This window comes from Hydrogenophaga flava NBRC 102514, from assembly GCF_001571145.1.
In the GTDB taxonomy this organism is placed as follows: Bacteria; Pseudomonadota; Gammaproteobacteria; order Burkholderiales; family Burkholderiaceae_C; genus Hydrogenophaga; species Hydrogenophaga flava.
Genome location: NZ_BCTF01000005.1, coordinates 191,604 through 207,297, shown reverse-complemented (window position 1 = coordinate 207,297; position 15,694 = coordinate 191,604). Strand labels below are relative to the sequence as shown.

At 67.3% G+C, this 15,694-nt stretch carries 16 protein-coding genes and 1 riboswitch; of the genes, 15 read left to right on the top strand and 1 reads right to left on the bottom strand.

Annotated elements, in window-relative coordinates:
• Positions 1-184: 184 nt before the first annotated feature.
• From HFL01S_RS06995 to HFL01S_RS06980, 4 genes are read left to right on the top strand one after another with little or no spacing between them, the layout of a single operon-like run.
• The gene (locus tag HFL01S_RS06995; protein ID WP_066256572.1) at positions 185-703 is read left to right on the top strand and encodes a chemotaxis protein CheW; all 519 of its coding nucleotides are present in this window, start codon (positions 185-187) and stop codon (positions 701-703) included.
• A gap of 25 nt (positions 704-728) precedes the next feature.
• Positions 729-1,544, top strand: a complete 816-nt coding sequence (locus HFL01S_RS06990) for a CheR family methyltransferase (protein WP_066256569.1) — start codon at positions 729-731, stop codon at positions 1,542-1,544.
• Positions 1,541-2,059: a chemotaxis protein CheD gene (locus HFL01S_RS06985; protein ID WP_084383133.1), complete on the top strand. Its 519-nt coding sequence runs from the start codon at positions 1,541-1,543 to the stop codon at positions 2,057-2,059. Before HFL01S_RS06990 ends, HFL01S_RS06985 begins: the two co-directional genes overlap by 4 nt.
• A gap of 9 nt (positions 2,060-2,068) precedes the next feature.
• Complete coding sequence (locus HFL01S_RS06980) at positions 2,069-3,127, top strand: protein-glutamate methylesterase/protein-glutamine glutaminase (RefSeq protein ID WP_066256565.1); 1,059 nt, start codon at positions 2,069-2,071, stop codon at positions 3,125-3,127.
• Positions 3,128-3,134: 7 nt separating this feature from the next.
• On the opposite strand, the gene HFL01S_RS06975 is transcribed toward HFL01S_RS06980, so the two are convergent.
• A complete protein-coding gene (locus HFL01S_RS06975) occupies positions 3,135-4,064 on the bottom strand; it encodes an MBL fold metallo-hydrolase (protein WP_066256562.1) in 930 nt (309 codons plus the stop codon).
• Positions 4,065-4,505: 441 nt separating this feature from the next.
• Between HFL01S_RS06975 and HFL01S_RS06970 the strand changes: the two genes are divergently transcribed.
• The 11 genes from HFL01S_RS06970 (at position 4,506) to HFL01S_RS06915 (ending at position 15,693) form a co-directional block, all read left to right on the top strand.
• The gene (locus HFL01S_RS06970; protein ID WP_066256559.1) at positions 4,506-4,895 is read left to right on the top strand and encodes a VOC family protein; all 390 of its coding nucleotides are present in this window, start codon (positions 4,506-4,508) and stop codon (positions 4,893-4,895) included.
• Positions 4,896-5,466: 571 nt separating this feature from the next.
• Positions 5,467-5,691 carry a toxin-antitoxin system YwqK family antitoxin gene (locus HFL01S_RS06965; protein WP_066256556.1) on the top strand — a complete coding sequence of 75 codons (225 nt, stop codon included), beginning with the start codon at positions 5,467-5,469 and terminating at the stop codon, positions 5,689-5,691.
• A 527-nt stretch (positions 5,692-6,218) separates the two neighbouring features.
• Positions 6,219-6,650, top strand: a complete 432-nt coding sequence (locus HFL01S_RS06955) for a hypothetical protein (RefSeq protein ID WP_066256549.1) — start codon at positions 6,219-6,221, stop codon at positions 6,648-6,650.
• A gap of 90 nt (positions 6,651-6,740) precedes the next feature.
• Positions 6,741-6,849: riboswitch (S-adenosyl-L-homocysteine riboswitch) on the top strand.
• Positions 6,850-6,873: 24 nt separating this feature from the next.
• Complete coding sequence (gene metH / locus HFL01S_RS06950) at positions 6,874-9,618, top strand: methionine synthase (protein ID WP_084383136.1); 2,745 nt, start codon at positions 6,874-6,876, stop codon at positions 9,616-9,618.
• Between the two features lie 112 nt (positions 9,619-9,730).
• Complete coding sequence (locus HFL01S_RS06945) at positions 9,731-10,600, top strand: zinc ribbon domain-containing protein (protein ID WP_157538785.1); 870 nt, start codon at positions 9,731-9,733, stop codon at positions 10,598-10,600.
• Between the two features lie 89 nt (positions 10,601-10,689).
• The gene (locus HFL01S_RS06940) at positions 10,690-11,142 is read left to right on the top strand and encodes a YjfI family protein (RefSeq protein WP_245644747.1); all 453 of its coding nucleotides are present in this window, start codon (positions 10,690-10,692) and stop codon (positions 11,140-11,142) included.
• Between the two features lie 23 nt (positions 11,143-11,165).
• Positions 11,166-11,894, top strand: a complete 729-nt coding sequence (locus HFL01S_RS06935; RefSeq protein WP_066256541.1) for a PspA/IM30 family protein — start codon at positions 11,166-11,168, stop codon at positions 11,892-11,894.
• Positions 11,894-12,223 (top strand): hypothetical protein, encoded by a 330-nt coding sequence (locus tag HFL01S_RS06930; RefSeq protein WP_066256538.1) that lies wholly within the window; start codon positions 11,894-11,896, stop codon positions 12,221-12,223. The genes HFL01S_RS06935 and HFL01S_RS06930 overlap by 1 nt, the downstream gene beginning before the upstream one ends.
• Positions 12,224-12,287: 64 nt before the next feature.
• Positions 12,288-12,917, top strand: coding sequence for a ubiquinone biosynthesis protein (locus tag HFL01S_RS06925; protein WP_066256535.1), 630 nt, complete (start codon positions 12,288-12,290; stop codon positions 12,915-12,917).
• A 59-nt stretch (positions 12,918-12,976) separates the two neighbouring features.
• The gene (locus tag HFL01S_RS06920) at positions 12,977-15,115 is read left to right on the top strand and encodes a hypothetical protein (protein WP_066256532.1); all 2,139 of its coding nucleotides are present in this window, start codon (positions 12,977-12,979) and stop codon (positions 15,113-15,115) included.
• A gap of 20 nt (positions 15,116-15,135) precedes the next feature.
• Entirely contained in the window at positions 15,136-15,693 is a 558-nt protein-coding gene (locus HFL01S_RS06915; protein WP_066256529.1) for a TFIIB-type zinc ribbon-containing protein, read from the top strand.
• The last annotated feature ends 1 nt before the right edge of the window (position 15,694 follow it).

Genomic DNA, 15,694 nt, shown 5'->3' with positions numbered 1-15,694 from the left:
GGCCGAGCACCTGCAGCAGGCGATCTCGTTCTTCGGCTCGGGCGAACAGGATGTGGCGGTGCGCCGGAGCGCCCACGGCGAGGCGGCGCCACGCCGCGGCCTGCGCATGGCCGCGGTCGCCGGTGCCCCGGTGCCGCGCGCCGCGGGTGCCGGCAATTTCCGTCCCTATTGAGCGGAGGTCGGCATGACAAACCCCACGTCCACGAACGCCGGTGAAACCGCTGGCGGCCAGCAATTCCTCACCTTCCTGCTGGGCAAGGAGGTGTTCGCCATGGACATCCGCACCGTGCGGGAAATCATCCAGTACGGGCCCCTCACCTCGGTGCCGCTGATGCCCGACTTCGTGCGCGGCGTGATCAACCTGCGCGGCGCGGTGGTGCCGGTGATCGACCTGCACGCGCGCTTTGGCCGCCCGGTGGCCGAGATCGGCAAGAAGACCTGCATCGTGATCTTCGACGCGGTGCGCGAAGGCGAGCGCACCGAACTGGGCCTGCTGGTCGACGCGGTCAGCGAGGTGGTCGACATTCCGTCCGGGCAGATCGAGCCGCCGCCGAGTTTCGGCACCGCGGTGCGGCGCGACTTCATCCAGGGCATGGGCAAGCTCGGCGAGCGCTTCGTGATCATCCTGGCGCCCGACAAGGCCTTCGACGTCGACGACATGGCGCGCCTGTGCGAGGCGACGCAGGAATCGGCCGCCGCCTGACCCCTTCACCGACCCGACCGCTGCCATGAACCCGCTCCGCGACGACACCTACCGCCAGATCACCGGCCTGATGCACGAGGTCTGCGGCCTGTCCTTTGCCGACAGCAAGAAGCCGCTGGTGTCCTCGCGCCTGTCGCCCCGCATCCAGCGCCTGGGCATGGGCGGCTTCGAGGACTACCTCGCCCTGATCACCAGCGGCCAGGACCAGGGCGAGCTGCAGGTGGCGATCGACCTGCTGACCACCAACGAGACCTACTTCTTCCGCGAACCGGCGCACTTCGATCTGCTGCAGCAGGAGCTGCTGGCCACCCGGCCCACGTCGCTTTCGGTCTGGAGCGCCGCATCCTCGTTCGGCGACGAGGCCTACAGCGTGGCCATGCTGCTGGCCGACCTGCAGCTGAGGACCCAGGGGCCCGCGCAGTGGAGCGTGCTGGGCACCGACATCAGCGACCGCGTGCTGCGCAGCGCCGCCCAGGCCATCTTTCCGCAGGAGCGGCTGCGCCAGGTCTCCGACGAGCGGCTGCGCCGCCACTGCCTGCGCGGCGAGGGCGAGTCCGAGGGCCTGGTGCAGATCAAGGAGAGCCTGCGCCGCCGCGTGCATTTCGGCCAGGTCAACCTGTTCCACCCGATCGAGGGCATTGGCCCGTTCGACGTGGTGTTCCTGCGCAACGTGCTGATCTATTTCGACCCGCCGACCAAGACCGCCGTGGTGGACCGCGTGCTGAAGCTGCTGCGCCCCGGCGGCCTGTTCTTCATTGGCACAGCCGAAGGCCGGGTGCCCTGCGAGACGCCGCTGCAGGTGCTGGGCCCGGGCGCCTTCCGCAAGGGCGCGGTGTCATGACGCCCACACTGTCCAGGCGCTGTCCGGCCCCGGTGGCCCGGCCCATCGTGATGCCGCCGGTGCCCGTGCACACGCTGCATCCCGGCGATGTGGCCTGCGCCGAACGCGGCGAGCAGCTGGAGACCCTGCTGGGTTCCTGTGTCGCGGTGATCCTGACCGACCCGCGCCGCACCGTCGGCGCGATGTGCCACATCGTGCACGCCCACGACCCGTCGCACCGTACCCGTCCGAGCAACGCGCACGGTCCGTCCGCGCTGGGGTCGATGGAGCGGCTGCTGATCGCGCGCGGCATACAGCCGGGGCTGTGCGAGGCCTATGTGTTCGGCGGCGGCAACATGTTCCCCGACCTCTACCGCGGCATCCACATCGGCGCCGCCAACGCCGACTGGGTGTTGCGCGCACTGGCCGAGCGGGGCGTGCGCGTGCTGCGCGACGACCTGGGCGGACGCTTCTACCGGCAGGTGCGCTGGACCGTGGGCGAAGACGAGCCGCAGGTGCGCTGCGTGCCGCTGTAGGGAGACAAGATGGCGATCCAGGTGTATGTGGTGGACGACTCGGCGGTGGTGCGGCAGACGCTGCTGCACCTGCTGCAGGGCGACCCCGAGATCCAGCTGCTGGGCAGCGCGCCCAACCCGCTGATCGCCGGCCCGGCGATCCGCAAGAACCGGCCCGACGTGCTGCTGCTGGACATCGAGATGCCCGGCATGGACGGCCTGACCTTTCTGCGCCAGATCATGGAGGAATCGCCGATTCCCACGGTGATCTGCTCGACCCTGACCTCCGACGGCAGCCGCATGGCGATGGAGGCGCTGGCCGCCGGTGCGGTGGCGGTGGTGGCCAAGCCCCGGCTGGGGCTCAAGCAGTTTCTCGAAGAGTCGCGCCGCGAGCTGCTGCAGACACTGCGCACGGCCGCGCGCTCGCGCCCGCTGCGCAGCGGTGCCGCCCCGGTGGCGCGCGCCGCACCGCTGGCCGCGCCCCGTGCGCCGCTGGCGGGCCTGCACGCACTCTCGGTCAACAAGCCCATCGTGCTGGGGGCCTCCACCGGCGGCACCCAGGCCATCGAATCGGTGCTCACCACACTGCCGGCCGACAGCCCGGGCATGGCCATCGTGCTGCACATGCCCGAGAAGTTCACCGCGATGTACGCACAGCGGCTCGACGGCCTGTGCGCGATGGAAGTGCGCGAGGCGCGCGACGGCGACCGGCTGGAGCGCGGCGTGGCGCTGATCGCCCCGGGCGGGCGCCACATGCAGCTGCGCAAGAGCGGCGGCCAGTACTACGTGAACGTGGTCGACGGCCCGCCCGTGAACCGGCACAAGCCCTCGGTGGACGTGCTGTTCCGCTCGGCCGCCGAGTGCGCCGGCCGCGACACGCTGGCCATCATCCTCACCGGCATGGGTGATGACGGCGCGCGCGGCATGAAGGCACTGCACGACAAGGGCGCGCGCACGGTGGCGCAGGACGAGGCCAGCTGCGTGGTCTACGGCATGCCCAAGGAAGCGGTGGCCCTGGGCGCGGTGGACGAGGTGATGCCGCTGGGCCAGGTGGCGCAGGCGGTCATGGCGTTCGACGCGCGGGGCTGAGCCCGCCTCACTCCCGCTCCAGTTCCAGGTACGTCCGGCTCGCGTTGCCGGGGTGCAGCTCGGCCGCGTTGAGCAGGCCCAGCCAGGCCGTTGCATCGAACGCTTTGATCGCCGCGCCGATGTCCTCGCCGGTGCCCACCGCTTTCCTCATGTGCGTGCGCAGCGCCTGCAGGTAGTCGCGCGTCTGCGCCTGCGCCATCGGCAGCTCGCACACCTCGCCATGGCCGGGCACGATGCGCGCGGGCTGAAGCGCTTCCAGCGTGGCAAAGCTCTGCAGCCAGCGGCCCGTGTGGCTGACCGGGATCACGCCCAGCATGCGGTCCACGTAGACGATGTCGCCGCTGAAAACGATCTTCTGCTGCGGCAGCCAGACCATCAGGTCGCCGGGCGTGTGTGCGCCCCCGCGGTGCTTCACCTCCACGGTCGTGCCGCCCAGGTTCAGCGCCTCGTCGTTGCCGGTCAGCCAGCGCGTGGGCAGGGTGGGCACCGTGCCGTCGAGTTTTTCTTTCAGCTCGGGTTTGAGGGCGGCGAGGTGGTCGCCGCCGCGCGCTTGCATGTCCGCCCTGGCGCTGGCGTGGGCGATCACCTCGGTGCCCTGCGCGGCGAAGTAGCCATTGCCCAGCCAGCGGTGGTCCTGCCCGCCGGTGTTGATGACCCACTTCACCGGCTGTCCGGTGACCTGCTTCACCGCCGCATGGATCTGCCGCGCGCCTTTGAAGCTCGCGCCGCTGTCGATCAGCAGCGCGCCGGCCGGCGTCACCACCAGGCCGATGTTGGCGTTCAGCCCTTCGTTGCCGTAGGTGCGGCCGGACTTTTCGCCAATGAACGCATAGACGCCCGGCGCCACCGGCTGGAACTTCACCTCGACGGCGTGGGCGATGGTGGTGGCGCTGGCCCAGACGGCACACCACAGGAGGCGCAACAGGAGACGGGTCATGGGTTCACCGGTGGCTGCTAAACATCAGTGAGTGATTATGTGTGGCCAGTGCCACCACCGGGGGTAGTGCAAAGGCAAGATGGCCTGAGCCCGTCACCGCGACTGCTGTGCCAGGGCGGCACGCGGGGCAACGCGGGGAAGCTGTTGATTTTGTTGGGGTTGAGTTCGGGCGGATGCCGGGCGGTGGGCTGGCGGCAGGATCTGTCGCACAGGCAGGCGACCCGCCGCTAGACTGGCGCGCAGACGGGAAAGGCGACCAGTCAGGTTTGTCGGATCTGTTGTGCCTGTTTATGCGTACAGCCACGTGCTCTACAGGATTGATTTCAAACAAGTTCTGGGGATGCCATGCGACTTTGTTTGACGACTGCCCGCGGTGTTATCCGCCGTTTTGCCGGTTTAAATCAAAGTTAGGCATCACATTCACATATCTTCCTGGTCGCCATGTCCTTCAGCCGAATTCTCACGAACATCTGCGCCGACGATCTCGCCGCTTCCCGTGACTTCTACGTTCGGCTGCTGGGCTTCGAAGTGAAATACGACAGTGATTGGTACGTACAGTTGAGCTCCCCAAAGCCCTTGGAACTAGAGTTCGGCATCATCAAGCGGACGCATGAGCTTGTTCCGTCTGCCTTTCAGACAGCCCCATCCGGGATGTATGTGACCTTTGTCGTGCCGAATGTCGACGAGGTCTACAAGACGGCGCAGGCAATGAGCGCAAAGGTCGTCCAGGAGCCACGAAACGAGTTCTATGGTCAACGTCGTTTCTTAGTACTAGACCCAGCAGGTTGCCTCATCGATGTGTGTTCGCCATGGAGCGAGCAGGAGAAATGAGTCGCGGTGATGCCTAACCCCTCGCTCAAGCTGACCCGCTGCGGCAGGCTGTGTAAGCCCGGCCTGTGGCACATGGTGCATCATCACAGGCGGGGCTTACACAGCCTGCCTCCGCGGGCAGCTTAGCTCGAACGTTGAGCATCATGGGCCGAGTACCGATCCACCTAGAACCGCCCGAATCACATGTTCTCGCAAGTGACTTTCGCGTGATGTCCGGCGAGTGGAGCGCCGAACCTGGCTCAGCAACGGAACTGGCAACCGTGCACCTGGCGCGAGACGGCAGCAGCTGCACTTTCATGCCAGGGCCTCTGTGGCTTGCCGAGGGGTTCTTTCCTCAGGAGACTACGACCTTCACGTTCGAGGAGGTCAACTCGCTATGCAACGCTCCGGATTCATATTGCCCGCGATCTATTTATTCGCACCGGGCGCTGCAGGCAATTCGCCGAGCCTGTACTGCGCGATGGGCGGATTGATGCTCAACCCTTCGCTGCAGCGGGCGGCTTCGCCGTCCGCTGAGCTTGCACGTAGACCGCGCACTCACAGCTCTCTCTGATCATCGGACCCACCATTCATGAGTTCTCCCAAAGAGCACGTCGAGTATCACAAGGCTGGCACTGTCCGGGCACGCGGCCAAACTGTTGACGGTGCGTTGGCGGGGTATTGGGAGTGGTTCCGTAAGGACGGAACAAAGATGCGCTCGGGGTACTTTGAAGATGGGAAGCAGGTGGGTGAGTGGACGACCTATGACAGCACGGGGGCTGTCTACAAGGTAACTCAGGTGAAGGCCAAGGAATGAGCAAGTCGTGTCCGGCGCGCCCTAACGGGGTGTTCGACACGGACGCCCGACGGCGGGCCTTCGCTTCGCTCCGTTACTTCCCGCCAGTCGCCGGTGAACTTCGACGTTAGGCCTCAATTAAGACTTCCACAACGGACATGTTCCTAATGAAGAAGCCGCCACTAGCGCCATTGATTGCGGAGATCCCACAATCGCGATTCACTTCGTCGGACGGGACCAACCCAAAGATCGGCGACATTGTGCAACTCGATCAGGGGTTCACATTCCCTGACGGCGAACCAAGCTGTCTTGTGTACCTTGTGCGAGAGAATGGCCAATTTGGCTACGAGGCCATGGTCTACGAGTCGGAAATTGGGCCTGACATTGAGGCCTAGCATTTCATATATGGACTCCCCACAACAGCAAGAGCCTGACCGATTGGGGCCCTTGTACGAGTCATGTGGCTTCCAGTTGGCCCACCAGAGCCCCGGCACGCAGTGGGGGACCGTCATCAATGAGCAGCGCTCCGAACGAGAGGCCTCGCATCCATGCTTACCATCGGCTCCACTTCGCTCACGCTGGCGGGCCTGCTGGTCGTTGTCGCGTCGCTGGCGCACCTGGCCTGCATCGCGATCGGCGCCAGGGCCTATCGGTTCATGGGCGCTGGCGAACGGATGGCTCGGGCGGTTGAGGCAGGCAAGTCCAAGCCAACGCTGATCACCCTCGGCATCGCCAGTGTGCTGCTGGTCTGGGCGGTGTATGCCTTCTCGGGAGCGGGCCTGGTGCCCCGGCTGCCGTTCACCGAACCCGCGCTGTGTCTCATCAGCGCCGTGTTCCTCGCCCGGGCCATCGCATTCCCCTGGTTGCGGCCCAGCTTTCCCGAGAACTCCACCTCCTTCTGGCGGGTGTCCTCGGGCATCTGCCTGGTGATCGGTCTGCTGTATGCGGTCGGTTTCGCGGCGCTGTGGTCAGGGCAATGATGCAAAGTGCCGCGCCTGGGCGCGGCACCGATCTGCCCGGGTCTGCCCGGGTGTCGACAGCTTGAAGACATCGCCCGGCTAAAATCGCAAGCTCTCAAGGAGCGCTGCAGTGCCACCCCCTGCGGGCTGGCGTCAGGCTTGAGACAACGGGCGTCCAACGCCCCGCCGGCCCCGCCGGCTCCAACGGCGCTCACCAGTGTTTGAACCCTTTCTGGTGAGCTCCATGTCTGCCGTTGTTCCGTCCCCCGTGTCCGCCCCTGCCACTGTTCCCCCCATGCTGCTGTCCGGCCTGGAGCCGCTGCGCATCGGCGAGGGCAGCCTGTTCGTCAACGTCGGTGAGCGCACCAACGTCACCGGCTCCAAGGCCTTCGCGCGCATGATCCTCGAAGGCCGCTACGAGGACGCGCTGGCCGTGGCCCGCCAGCAGGTGGAGAACGGCGCGCAGATCGTTGACGTGAACATGGACGAGGCCATGCTGGACAGCCAGGCCGCGATGGTGCGCTTCCTGAACCTGATCGCGGGCGAGCCCGACATCGCGCGCGTGCCGATCATGATCGACTCGTCCAAGTGGAGCGTGATCGAGGCCGGCCTGCAGTGCATCCAGGGCAAGGGCGTCGTCAACTCGATCTCCATGAAGGAGGGTGTCGACGAGTTCAAGCGCCAGGCCAAGCTGATCAAGCGCTACGGCGCGGCCACGGTGGTGATGGCCTTCGACGAAAAAGGCCAGGCCGACACCTACGAACGCAAGATCGAGATTTGCGAGCGCGCCTACCGCATCCTGGTGGACGAGGTGGGTTTCCCGCCCGAGGACATCATCTTCGACCCCAACATCTTCGCCATTGCCACCGGCATCGAGGAGCACAACAACTACGCGGTCGACTTCATCGAGGCCACGCGCTGGATCAAGCAGCACCTGCCGGGTGCCAAGGTCTCGGGCGGTGTGTCCAACGTGTCCTTCAGCTTCCGTGGCAACGACCCCGTGCGCGAGGCCATCCACACCGTGTTCCTGTACCACGCCATCCAGGCGGGCATGGACATGGGCATCGTCAACGCCGGCATGGTGGGCGTGTACGACGAGCTGGAACCCGAGCTGCGCGAGCGCGTGGAAGACGTGGTGCTCAACCGCCGGCCCGACGCCGGCGAGCGCCTGGTGGAAGTGGCCGAGACCGCCAAGAGCGGGGCCAAGGACGAGAGCAAGAAGAACGAGTGGCGCGCGCTCCCGATCCGCGAGCGCCTGACGCACGCGCTGGTGCGCGGCATCAACGAGCACATCACCGAAGACACCGAAGAGATGTGGCAGCTGATCAAGGCCGATGGCGGCCGCCCGCTGCACGTGATCGAAGGGCCGCTGATGGACGGCATGAACGTGGTCGGCGACCTGTTCGGCCAGGGCAAGATGTTCCTGCCCCAGGTGGTGAAGTCGGCCCGCGTGATGAAGCAGGCCGTGGCCCACCTGCTGCCCTACATCGAGGAAGAGAAGCGCCAGCTCGAAGCGGCCGGCGGCGACGTGAAGTCCAAGGGCAAGATCGTGATCGCCACCGTCAAGGGCGACGTGCACGACATCGGCAAGAACATCGTCACCGTCGTGCTCCAGTGCAACAACTTCGAGGTGGTGAACATGGGCGTGATGGTCCCGTGTCACGAGGTGCTGGCCAAGGCCAAGGAGGTCGGCGCCGACATCGTGGGCCTGTCGGGCCTGATCACGCCCAGCCTGGAAGAGATGCAGTACGTGGCCGGCGAGATGCAGAAGGACGCGCACTTCCGCGAGCAGGGCATTCCGCTGCTGATTGGCGGTGCCACCACCAGCCGCGTGCACACGGCGGTGAAGATCGCGCCGCACTACGACGGCCCGGTGGTCTACGTGCCCGATGCCTCGCGCAGCGTGAGCGTGGCGCAGAGCCTGATCGGCGACGCGCGCCAGCAGACCATTGCCGAGCTGAACGCCGATTACGAGCGCGTGCGCCAGCAGCACGCCAACAAGAAACAGGTGCCGCTGTGGCCGCTGGACCAGGCGCGCGCCAACGCCACGCCGGTGGACTTCGCGAAGCACCCGCCGGTGGCGCCCAAGTTCATCGGTCGCCGGGTCTTTAAGAACTTTGACCTGGCCGAGCTGGAGAAGTACATCGACTGGGGCCCGTTCTTCCAAACCTGGGACCTGGCTGGCCCGTACCCGGCGATCCTGAACGACGAGGTGGTGGGCGAGCAGGCGCGCAAGGTGTTTGCCGACGCGCAGGCCATGCTGAAGAAGATGATCGAAGGCCGCTGGCTGACGGCCAACGCGGTGATCGGCCTCTACCCGGCCAACCGCGTGACCCACGATGACATCGCGCTCTACGCAGACGAAGCGCGCCAGCAGCCGGTGCTGACCTGGCACGGCCTGCGCCAGCAGACCGAGAAGGAGACCGTGGACGGCGTGACACGCCCGAGCCGGTGCCTCGCCGACTTCGTGGCGCCCGCCGGCACGGCCGACTACGTGGGCCTGTTCGCTGTGACGGCTGGCGTGGGCGTGGAGAAGAAGGAGCAGCAGTTCCTGGCCGCGCACGACGACTACAACGCCATCCTGTTCAAAGCCCTGGCCGACCGCCTGGCCGAGGCGCTGGCCGAGTGCATGCACGCGCGCGTGCGCACCGATCTCTGGGGCTATGCGGCCGGTGAGCAGCTCACCAACGACGAGCTGATCAAAGAGAAGTACCAGGGCATCCGCCCGGCGCCGGGCTACCCGGCCTGCCCGGACCACTCGGTCAAGCGCCAGATGTTCGAGCTGCTGCAGGCCGGCGAGATCGGCATGCAGCTCACCGAGAGCCTGGCCATGAGCCCGGCCGCCAGCGTCAGCGGCTTCTACCTGGCGCACCCCGAGAGCACCTACTTCAACGTTGGCCGCATCGGCGAAGACCAGGTGGCCGACCTGGCCGCGCGCAGCGGCGTGGCGGCCAGCGAGCTCAAGCGCTGGCTCGGTCCCAACCTCTGACCCGGCGTCGCCCGTTCGCCACGGCCGCCCGACAGCCCGTCGGCGCGCCGGGCGGCGGGGCCGGGGCTTGTGCTACAACGCCAAGCCCTCACAGCTCCACCCACTGATCGTCATGGCCATCGTGTGTCCGTCCTGCGGCAAGGAAAACCGGGACCAGGCCCGGTTCTGCCGGGGTTGCGCCAGTCCGCTGGACCGGCCGGGCGGCGATGCGGGTTCGGACGAGGTGGCCCGCGAGCGCGCCAACCGCGCGCTGCGCCGTGCCCGTCGGCGCAAACGCTCGGGCCAGCGCGCCGAACAACAGCCCGCCTGGTGGCGCTGGGCCGGCGCCATGACCGCGGGCATGCTGGTGCTGGCCATCGGCTGGTGGCTCGGCGCCCACCAGTCCGCGCCGGCGCCGGCCCAGGCGGCGCCCCTGGCGGCGGTTCCCGCCGCCCTGCCAGCGGCCGCGCAAACGGCCAACCCTGCGTCTTCGGTTACCGGTGCCCCATCGGCGGTTGCGCAACCTGCGGCGGGCGCAGAGGCCGTGACACCGCCTTCCACCCCTGAAGCCGCTGCCGCGGTCGACCGGCTGCGCCATTCGGTCGAGCTGCTGGAGCAGCAGGACCGGGAGCGCGCGGCCGCCCAGGAACAGTACCGCCAGAAGCTGATGCTGGAACAGAAACGACTGGACGACGCGCGGCGGCGGGCTGGCGCAACGCCTGCGGCGGCGGCCAGCACCCATTCGGGTGCGCCCGAGCCCGCGCCCGTGGCGACGGCCGCGCCCGCGGAGCCCGCGCCGGTGGCTGCTGCAGCGCCGCCACCGCCCCCCGCCGCGCGACCGGTCGCGAGCGTCGACCAGCTGTGCGCGGGCAGCGACAACGTATTCGCGCGCGACTTCTGCCGCATCCGCGAATGCGGCAAGGCTGCGTTTGCCAACGACCCCATCTGTGTGCGCTTCCGCCAGATGGACGAGGCGCGGCGCCGCGAGGCCGAGTACCGCTGATCCCGAACGGCCCGCCCGCCAAGGCCGGTGTGTGGCGAAAAAACCAAGCCTTCGATGTGGCTTGACATGTTATGTCGAGCCTCCTATTCTTGCGCTCACCCATCAACGCCAAGGACACCGGCACCATGAAGCAGCTGCTTGAAAAACTCCAGGGACTCGACGACATGATCGCGCAGGCCACCGGCGGCATGGTGGTGAACCTGCAACCCATTGCGGGCGATGTGCCAGTGGTGCAGGTCAGCATCGAAGGGCGGCAGGAGCTGCCCATCTTCGTGACCACGTCGGACTCGCAGCTGCTGTGCATGTGCTACCTCTGGGCCGACGACGAGGTGCGCCCGGAGCGCCGGGCCGAGCTGCTGCAGACCCTGCTGGAGCTCAACCCCGCCGTGCCGCTGTCGTCCTTCGGCCGTGTGGGCGATCGCTTCGTGCTCTTTGGCGCCCTCAGCCGCCAGGCTCGCACGCAGGACATCGCCGAGGAAATCGTCGTGCTCAGCGACAACGCCCTCGACGCGCTGGATGCGCTGTCCGAATTCCTCAAGTAATTCCCCCACCCCAGGAGTACGCCATGTCCGTGATGAAAAAAGTGATGACCTTGCTGCGTGGCAGCGTGCGGGAAATCGGCGAGACCGTGGTCGACGCCAACGCCACCCGCATCTATGAGCAGGAAATCCTGGACGCCAAGCAGAGCATCGCCCAGGCCAAGGACGACCTGGCCGGCGTGATGGCCAAGGAGATGCAGAGCGCGCGCCAGATCGAGAAGCTGCAGGCCGAGATCGAGCGCTACGAAGGCCTGGCCGTCGAGGCGCTGGACAAGTCCCAGGAGGCGCTGGCCGAAGAGGTGGCCGGCAAGGTCGGTGGCCTGGAGCAGGAGCTGCAGGAGCAGACCCGCGCGCACGCCGCCTACGCGGTGCAGGTGACGCGGCTCAAGGACCTGATCAAGCAGGCCGAGGCGCGCATCCGCGAGCACGAGCGCGAGATCGGCGTGGCCAAGACCACTGAGAGCGTGTACCGCGCCACGCGGTCGATCTCCGAGAACATCGGCCAGGGCGGCTCCAAGCTAATGAGCGCACGCGAGTCGCTGGACCGCATCAAGCAGCGCCACGAGGACCTGGCCGACCGCATGACTGCGGCCGAGCAGCTGAACAACGAGTTCGGCCAGGGCGCGCTGGAGAAGAAGCTGGCGGCCGCGGGCGTGGGCGACGAGGCCAAGCGCCAGAGCGACGTGATGGCGCGCATCCGCGCCCGCCGGGCGGCCCAGGGCGGCGACCAGCCGGCCGAACCCGGCGCCCAGTGATGGTCACCCGCAAGCCGGCGCGCTGGAGCGGATCGGACGAGGCGCTGCGCGCCGTCCAGGTGGCGTTCGACGTGGAGCTGGCGGTGATGGACGCGATCCGCACCGCCGCCTTCCACAACAATCTGTCCACCTCCGACCAGATCCGTCAGGTGCTCGACCTCTCGGTGTCGACACGCCCCAAGCGCCCCCGGCTGACGGTGTCGCTGACGGCCCACGACTACACCCTGCTGGCACAGCGCTACGGGCTTGAAGAAGGAGACCGCCTGGCGATCAAGGAACGCGTGACCCAGGACCTGATTCGGTTCGCCGGCTCGGCCAGGAAGCGCTAGAACACCACCCAAGCGGCACACAACACAATAAGCCGCACAACGTTTTGACAAGAGGGAGGAGCGGATGGAGCGATTGATCGAAGCCGCCACCGGGTACCCGACAGCCGTGCTTTCCGCGCTGCTGCTGGTGGTGCTGGTGTACTGGCTGCTCGCGCTGGTGGGCTGGGTGGACTTCGAGTCGTCCGGCATCGATGTCGAGCTGCAGGCCGACGGCGACCCGGGTGAGCTGTCCGCGCTCGCCGGATACGTGATGGCGCTGGGTCTCAACGGCGTGCCGTTCTCGGTGGTGGTGAGCCTGCTGGTGCTGGTGGCCTGGACCATCAGCTGCCTGGCGGGCGAGTGGCTGATGCCCTGGGTGCCGACGCTGGTGCTGCAGCTGCTGGTGGGCACGGGTGTGCTGCTGGTCAGCGTGGCGCTGGCCATCTTCGTCACCGCGCGCCTGATCCGCCCGCTGCGTGGCCTCTTCGTCACCCACCAGGCGGTGGGCAACGCCAGCTTCATCGGCCAGCCCTGCACCATCCTCAGCCTGAAGGTGGATCAGCGCTCGGGCTATGCCCAGGTGGCGCAGCGCGGCGCGAACATCCAGATCAGCGTCTGGACGCCCGACGCCAACCGCCTGACCAAGGGCGATGTGACGCGCATCCTCGACTACGACGAAGCCTCCGGTCGCTACCTGGTCGACGCGCAGCCCTGACGCGCCGCGCCCGCTTTCTTTTTTTGTTCCCGTTTCATTTCCCAGTCAGAAGGAATCCCATGGAGCCCATCCTCGTTTCCGCCGGCATCGCAGCCTTCCTGCTGCTGTGCTTCATCGCGATGTTCGCCAAGTTCTATCGCAAGATCGAACAGGGCCACGCACTGATCATCAACACGCTGCGCGCCGAGCCCGAGGTGACCTTCACCGGGCGCATGGTCTACCCCATCATCCACAAGGCGGAGCTGATGGAGATCTCGGTCAAGACCATCGAGATCGACCGCTCGGGCAACGAGGGCCTGATCTGCCGCGACAACATCCGCGCCGACATCAAGGTGAAGTTTTTCGTGCGCGTCAACAAGACCGCCGACGACGTGCTCAAGGTGGCGCAGTCCATCGGCTGTGAACGCGCCTCCAGCCAGGAGACGCTGGAAGAGCTGTTCTCGGCCAAGTTCTCCGAGGCGCTCAAGACCGTGGGCAAGGCCATGGACTTCGTCGACCTCTACCAGGCGCGCGACCGCTTCCGCGACGAGATCATTGCCCAGATCGGCAACGACCTCTCGGGCTACGTGCTGGACGACGCCGCCATCGACTACCTGGAGCAGACGCCGCTGTCCAAGCTGGATGCCAACAACATCCTGGATGCGCAGGGCATCAAGAAGATCACCGAGCTGACGGCCACCGAACACGTGCGCACCAACGAGCTGCGCCGCAACGAAGAGCTGCAGATCAAGAAGAAGAACGTCGAGACCCAGGAATCGCTGCTGGAGCTGGAGCGCCAGGCCGCCGATGCCCAGGCTCGCCAGTCTCGCGAAGTGGCCACCGTCAAGGCGCGCGAGGAGGCCGAGACGCTGAAGATCCAGGCCGAGGAAAAAACCAAGTCCGAGCTGGCCCGCCTGCAGGCCGAACAGTCGGTCTCGGTGCAGCAGGAGAACGTGCTGCGCGAGAAGGAAGTAGCCGAGAACAACCGCAAGCGCGCGGTGGCCATCGAGGAAGAAAAGGTGATCCGGGCCCGCGAGCTGGAGGTGGTGGACCGCGAGAAGGAGGTGACGCTGCAGAAGATCGAGAAGGACAAGGCGGTCGAGGTGCAGAAGAAGGCGATTGCGGACGTGATCCGCGAGCGCATCGTGGTCGAGCGCACCGTGGCCGAGCAGGAAGAGGCCATCAAGGAACTGCGCGTGGTGGCCGAAGCCGACCGCACCAAGCAGTCGACCGTCATCATGGCCGAGGGCCAGGCCGAAGAGAAGCTGATCCTCGAGGTCAAGGCGGCCGAAGCGCAGGAGCGCAAGGCGCGCCACAAGGCGAGCGAAGAGACCACACTGGCCGAGGCGCGCCTGAAGGTCGCCGAGAAGGAGGCTGAAGCGAAGAAGCGCGAGGCCGAAGGCCTGGAGGCCATCACCGCCGCGCCGGGCCTGGCGCAGGCCAAGGTCACCATGGTCACCGCCGATGCGGTGGAGAAGCAGGGCATGGCCGACGTGCACGTGCGCGCCGCCGGTGCCGAGGCCACGCTCAAGGAAGGCCAGGCCGAAGCCCAGGTGATCGAGCTGCGCTCGCAGGCCGAGGCCGTGGGCGTGCGCGCCAAGATGGAGGCCGAAGCCACCGGCAAGGAAAAGCTGGGCCTGGCCGACGTGCAGGTGCGACTGGCCGACGCCGATGCCGTGGTCAAGGCGGGTCAGGCCGAGGCCGCGACCATCGAGGCACGCTTCCAGGCCGAGGCCAAGGGCCTGCGCGAGAAGTTCGAGGCCATGAGCGCGATGAGCGGCGAAACCCGCGCCCACGAAGAGTTCCGCATGCAGCTGGAGAAGGCGCACGTGGAAACCGTCAAGGGCATCGACGCGCAGACCTCGATCGCACGCGAGCAGGCCGAGGTGCTGGGCACGGCCCTGTCCAACGCCAAGATCGACATCGTGGGCGGCCAGGGCGACTACTTCGACCGCTTCGTGGGTGCACTGGCCGTGGGCAAGGGCATCGACGGCGTGGTGAACAAGAGCAAGACGCTGCAGGTGGCGTTCAAGGACCAGCTGGCGGGCGAGCGCGATGTGGTGCCCGACCTGCAGAACCTGCTGGGCGCGCTGGGCAGTTCGTCCGGCGAGCTGCAGAACCTCACCGTGGCCGGCCTGCTGACCAAGGTCATGCGCGAGGGCAACGACAGCCAGAAGGCCGCGCTGCAGACGCTGCTGCAGGGCATGGGCAAGTCTTGAGCGCCCAGGAGGAAGCAAGCATGGCCACCACCTACCGCTGCGTCTGTGCAGCCGCTTCCATCCTGCGCCCCGAGGCGCTGGCGCCGGGTCTGAGCGCCGACACCTGCGGCGACTGCCACGGCCACTGGCTCGCCATGGACGACTTCCGCCGCTGGGTGGCGAACCAGCCCGAGCCGGCGGCGGCCGACGACGTCGACCTGCCTGCGCTGCGTCCCGCGCCTGCCGCTGAGGACAAGGCGCGGGCTTGCCCGTCCTGCCAGCGCTGGATGGAGCGCCTGCGCGTCGGCCGCTCGCCCGACTTCCGCCTCGACCGATGCAGCGCTTGCCAGCGCGTCTGGCTGGACGATGGCGAATGGGCCGCGCTGGCCGCGGCCGGGCTGGCCACGCGCCTGGGCGAGATCCTGTCCGACGGCTGGCAGCGCCAGTTGCGCGACGCCGACGCGCAGGCGCGGCGTGAGGCGGAACTGCGCGCGCGCCACGGCGACGCCTGCATCGACGAACTGGCGCGCATGCGCGCCTGGCTGGCCACGCAGCCGCAGCGCGAAACGCTGCTGGCCCTGCTGCGCAGCGGCTGGTGAA